A 5730-nucleotide genomic window follows, 5' to 3' on the forward strand; every position below is an offset into this window, starting at 1 on the left:
GCAATGTCTGCGAATTCCGCAGTCAGAGCACATCCGCTCACTGAACCTGTCCAACGCCGCCGCCATCGTCCTCTACGAAGCGCTGCGTCAGCAGTCCTTCCCCTCTCTGGCCTAGATACAGTAACAGCAGCCATATGGCTGCTGCGGTATTGTTTTTCTTCTGTGGTACTTCTAAGTACTTAAAGTAAGAAACCCGGCTGACTGATCAACCGGGTTCTTCTATAGGGAGTCTGGCGGTGTCCTACTTTCACATGGGCAATCCATACTATCATCGGCGCTAGGTCGTTTCACGGTCCTGTTCGGGATGGGAAGGCGTGGGACCAACCCGCTATGGCCGCCAGACATTAAACTGTCAAATCAGAAAGCCTTAATCTCGGTGATGATGTGTATTCATCAGTAAGCTTTATCATTCTGTGCATTTACTGCACGAAGTCCTTCAAATGATAGAGTCAAGCCTCACGAGCAATTAGTATCGGTTAGCTCCAAGTGTTACCACTCTTCCACACCCGACCTATCAACGTCCTGGTCTTGAACGTCTCTTCAGAGGGATTAAATCCCTGGGGAAGTCTCATCTTCAGGCGAGTTTCACGCTTAGATGCTTTCAGCGTTTATCTCTTCCGAACTTAGCTACCCGGCGATGCGACTGGCGTCACAACCGGTACACCAGAGGTTCGTCCACTCCGGTCCTCTCGTACTAGGAGCAGCCCCCGTCAAACTTCCAACGCCCACTGCAGATAGGGACCAAACTGTCTCACGACGTTTTAAACCCAGCTCACGTACCACTTTAAATGGCGAACAGCCATACCCTTGGGACCGACTACAGCCCCAGGATGTGATGAGCCGACATCGAGGTGCCAAACTCCGCCGTCGATATGAACTCTTGGGCGGAATCAGCCTGTTATCCCCGGAGTACCTTTTATCCGTTGAGCGATGGCCCTTCCATTCAGAACCACCGGATCACTATGTCCTGCTTTCGCACCTGCTCGACTTGTCGGTCTCGCAGTTAAGCTACCTTGTGCCATTGTACTATCAGTCCGATTTCCGACCGGACCTAGGTAACCTTCGAACTCCTCCGTTACTCTTTGGGAGGAGACCGCCCCAGTCAAACTGCCTACCATGCACGGTCCCCGATCCAGATTATGGATCCGGGTTAGAACCTCAAAGTCACCAGGGTGGTATTTCAAGGACGGCTCCGCAAGAACTGGCGTTCCTGCTTCTTAGCCTCCCACCTATCCTACACAAGTGACTTCAAAGTCCAATGCAAAGCTACAGTAAAGGTTCACGGGGTCTTTCCGTCTAGCAGCGGGGAGATTGCATCTTCACAACCATTTCAACTTCGCTGAGTCTCAGGAGGAGACAGTGTGGCCATCGTTACGCCATTCGTGCGGGTCGGAACTTACCCGACAAGGAATTTCGCTACCTTAGGACCGTTATAGTTACGGCCGCCGTTTACTGGGGCTTCGATCCGATGCTTGCACATCTTCAATTAACCTTCCAGCACCGGGCAGGCGTCACACCCTATACGTCCACTTTCGTGTTTGCAGAGTGCTGTGTTTTTATTAAACAGTCGCAGCCACCTATTCTCTGCGACCTCTCATAGCTTACGGAGTAAATCCTTCACCATAAGAGGCATACCTTCTCCCGAAGTTACGGTATCAATTTGCCGAGTTCCTTCTCCTGAGTTCTCTCAAGCGCCTTAGAATTCTCATCCTACCCACCTGTGTCGGTTTGCGGTACGGTTTCATTCAAACTGAAGCTTAGTGGCTTTTCCTGGAAGCGTGGTATCAGTCACTTCGTGTCCGTAGACACTCGTCATCACTTCTCGGTGTTGAGCACCCGGATTTGCCTGAGTGCTCCACCTACCGGCTTAAACGATCTATTCCAACAGATCGATGACCTAACCTTCTCCGTCCCCACATCGCATTTGAATCAAGTACAGGAATATTAACCTGTTTCCCATCGACTACGCATCTCTGCCTTGCCTTAGGGGCCGACTCACCCTACGCCGATGAACGTTGCGTAGGAAACCTTGGGTTTTCGGCGACAGGGCTTTTCACCCTGTTTATCGCTACTCATGTCAACATTCGCACTTCTGATACCTCCAGCATGCTTCTCAACACACCTTCTTCGGCCTACAGAACGCTCCCCTACCATGCCAGTAAACTGACATCCGCAGCTTCGGTTACAGATTTGAGCCCCGTTACATCTTCCGCGCAGGACGACTCGACCAGTGAGCTATTACGCTTTCTTTAAATGATGGCTGCTTCTAAGCCAACATCCTGGCTGTCTGGGCCTTCCCACTTCGTTTACCACTTAATCTGTCATTTGGGACCTTAGCTGGCGGTCTGGGTTGTTTCCCTCTTGACACCGGACGTTAGCACCCGATGTCTGTCTCCCGAGGAACCACTTGATGGTATTCTTAGTTTGCCATGGGTTGGTAAGTCGCAATGACCCCCTAGCCATAACAGTGCTTTACCCCCATCAGTGTCTTGCTCGAGGCACTACCTAAATAGTTTTCGGGGAGAACCAGCTATCTCCGAGTTTGTTTAGCCTTTCACCCCTATCCACAGCTCATCCCCGCATTTTGCAACATGCGTGGGTTCGGTCCTCCAGTACCTGTTACGGCACCTTCAACCTGGCCATGGATAGATCACTCGGTTTCGGGTCTACACCCAGCAACTCAACGCCCTATTAAGACTCGGTTTCCCTGCGCCTCCCCTAATCGGTTAAGCTCGCTACTGAATGTAAGTCGTTGACCCATTATACAAAAGGTACGCAGTCACGGATTTCTCCGCTCCCACTGTTTGTATGCATCAGGTTTCAGGTTCTGTTTCACTCCCCTCCCGGGGTTCTTTTCGCCTTTCCCTCACGGTACTGGTTCACTATCGGTCGATGATGAGTATTTAGCCTTGGAGGATGGTCCCCCCATCTTCAGACAGGATTTCTCGTGTCCCGCCCTACTTTTCGTATACTTAGTACCGCCTCTGAAATTTCGAATACGGGGCTATCACCCTCTGCGGCCAAGCTTCCCAGCTTGTTCTTCTATCTCAGTGACTATCATATACTGGCTCCTGCGCGTTCGCTCGCCACTACTTGCGCAATCTCGGTTGATTTCTTTTCCTCCGGGTACTTAGATGGTTCAGTTCTCCGGGTTCGCTTCTCTGCACCTATGTATTCAGTACAGGATACCATGCTTATACATGGTGGGTTTCCCCATTCGGATATCGCGGGATCACAGCTCTATTGCCAGCTCCCCCACGCTTTTCGCAGGCTTACACGTCCTTCTTCGCCTATCATCGCCAAGGCATCCACCTGATGCACTTATTCACTTGACTCTATCATTTCAAGAACCTCCTGACTTCGTCAGTCTACCGTTGACTAGTATCTCTGACTTAAGGCCTTTACTCTCATAAAGCTTACTGCTTTGGTTGTCTGAACAACGCCTTTTGTGCTCGTTGTTCAGCGATACAATCATCACCCAATTCTTGCAGCACTTCTCTTCTTCTGTCTCCAGAATCAGTTCTATGCTCCAATCTTTGTTTGTTGATTTCGGCTTTCCAATTTGTTAAAGATCGATGCGTTACTTCGCAAATTAAAATCAGCTCTGTAAACTGCCTTTAATTTCCAAAGTATTTTACTGAACCCCTTCTCCTCAGAGTGGTGGTGGAGGCAAACGGGATCGAACCGATGACCCCCTGCTTGCAAAGCAGGTGCTCTACCAACTGAGCTATGCCCCCTCTGTCCTTAAATAAGTGGTGGGTCTGGGAGGACTTGAACCTCCGACCCCACGCTTATCAAGCGTGTGCTCTAACCAGCTGAGCTACAAACCCAGTTTATTCAGTCTCTTCTCGCATCTTTTCAGTTTACCGATAAGTGTGAATGCCAGTCAGCCCCTTCTTTTCTCTAGAAAGGAGGTGATCCAGCCGCAGGTTCCCCTACGGCTACCTTGTTACGACTTCACCCCAGTCATGAAGCATACCGTGTTAAGCGACCTCCTTGCGGTTAGTCTACCCAATTCTGGTATCCCCCACTCCCATGGTGTGACGGGCGGTGTGTACAAGACCCGGGAACGTATTCACCGCAGTATGCTGACCTGCGATTACTAGCGATTCCGACTTCATGCACTCGAGTTGCAGAGTGCAATCCGGACTACGATCGGCTTTCTGAGATTGGCTTCACCTCGCGGCTTCGCTACCCTCTGTACCGACCATTGTATGACGTGTGAAGCCCTGGTCATAAGGGCCATGAGGACTTGACGTCATCCCCACCTTCCTCCGGTTTGTCACCGGCAGTCTCATTAGAGTGCCCAACTTAATGATGGCAACTAATGACAAGGGTTGCGCTCGTTGCGGGACTTAACCCAACATCTCACGACACGAGCTGACGACAGCCATGCAGCACCTGTGTTACGGTTCCCGAAGGCACTCTCCTATCTCTAAGAGATTCCGTACATGTCAAGACCAGGTAAGGTTCTTCGCGTTGCATCGAATTAATCCACATCATCCACCGCTTGTGCGGGTCCCCGTCAATTCCTTTGAGTTTTAATCTTGCGACCGTACTCCCCAGGCGGACAATTTCACGCGTTAGCTTCGCTACTAAGACATCTAGTGTCCCAACAGCTAATTGTCATCGTTTAGGGCGTGGACTACCAGGGTATCTAATCCTGTTTGCTACCCACGCTTTCGAGCATGAACGTCAGTGTTATCCCAGGAGGCTGCCTTCGCCATCGGTATTCCTCCACATCTCTACGCATTTCACTGCTACACGTGGAATTCTACCTCCCTCTGACACACTCTAGTTAACCAGTTTCAAATGCACGTCCCAAGTTGAGCTCGGGGATTTCACATCTGACTTAATTAACCGTCTGCGCTCGCTTTACGCCCAGTAATTCCGATTAACGCTCGCACCCTACGTATTACCGCGGCTGCTGGCACGTAGTTAGCCGGTGCTTATTCTTTAGGTACCGTCAGCACCAGGTGGTATTAACACCCGGCTTTTCTTCCCTAACAAAAGTCCTTTACAACCCGAAGGCCTTCTTCAGACACGCGGCATGGCTGGATCAGGGTTCCCCCCATTGTCCAAAATTCCCCACTGCTGCCTCCCGTAGGAGTTTGGGCCGTGTCTCAGTCCCAATGTGGCGGATCATCCTCTCAGACCCGCTATGGATCGTCGCCTTGGTAGGCCTTTACCCCACCAACCAGCTAATCCAACATCGGCCGCTCAAATAACGCGAGGTCTTTCGATCCCCCGCTTTCCCCCTCAGGGCGTATGCGGTATTAGCCATCCTTTCGGACAGTTATCCCCCATTACTCGGTACGTTCCGATGCATTACTCACCCGTTCGCCACTCGCCACCAGAGAGCAAGCTCTCCGTGCTGCCGTTCGACTTGCATGTGTAAAGCATGCCGCCAGCGTTCAATCTGAGCCAGGATCAAACTCTTATGTTTAATCTTAGCTTTTTTGTAATCCCGAAGTTCCCTTCGGTTTCACTGGTCTGCTTCAAAGTTATTGACAAGAAATGTTTTTATCTTGTCTCTCTGAATCAGTGTGAGGCCGCTTGGCACTCACACTTATCGGTAATCTGTTCTGTTAAAGAGCGTTGCTTTCGACTGCGTTCTACTTTAAACTGTTCGTTTGTTTCGTGTCGCGTCATCAGCGAAGAAGGCGAACTATACGCCTCCACAAACCCCCTGTCAACTCCTGCCTGCATTTATTTTTGACTTTCTCCTCA

Annotated in this window: 2 tRNA genes and 3 rRNA genes; all 5 read right to left on the bottom strand. The window is 50.7% G+C overall.

The features are described 5' to 3' along the window. Positions 1 to 228: 228 nt before the first annotated feature. Positions 229 to 342 (bottom strand): 5S ribosomal RNA (gene rrf, locus GYY70_RS11895). 103 nt (positions 343 to 445) lie between these two features. Further along, positions 446 to 3335: ribosomal RNA gene (locus GYY70_RS11900) — 23S ribosomal RNA — on the bottom strand. 326 nt (positions 3336 to 3661) lie between these two features. After that, positions 3662 to 3737 (bottom strand) — tRNA-Ala (locus tag GYY70_RS11905). A 16-nt stretch (positions 3738 to 3753) separates the two neighbouring features. Next, positions 3754 to 3830, bottom strand: a tRNA-Ile gene (locus GYY70_RS11910). A gap of 77 nt (positions 3831 to 3907) precedes the next feature. Further along, a 16S ribosomal RNA gene (locus GYY70_RS11915) occupies positions 3908 to 5446 on the bottom strand. Together the 16S, 23S and 5S rRNA genes with 2 tRNA genes alongside form the textbook arrangement of a ribosomal RNA operon. Positions 5447 to 5730 lie beyond the last annotated feature (284 nt).

Origin of the sequence: Snodgrassella sp. ESL0324, from assembly GCF_013344955.1 — a bacterium.
Lineage (GTDB): Bacteria > Pseudomonadota > Gammaproteobacteria > Burkholderiales > Neisseriaceae > Snodgrassella > Snodgrassella alvi.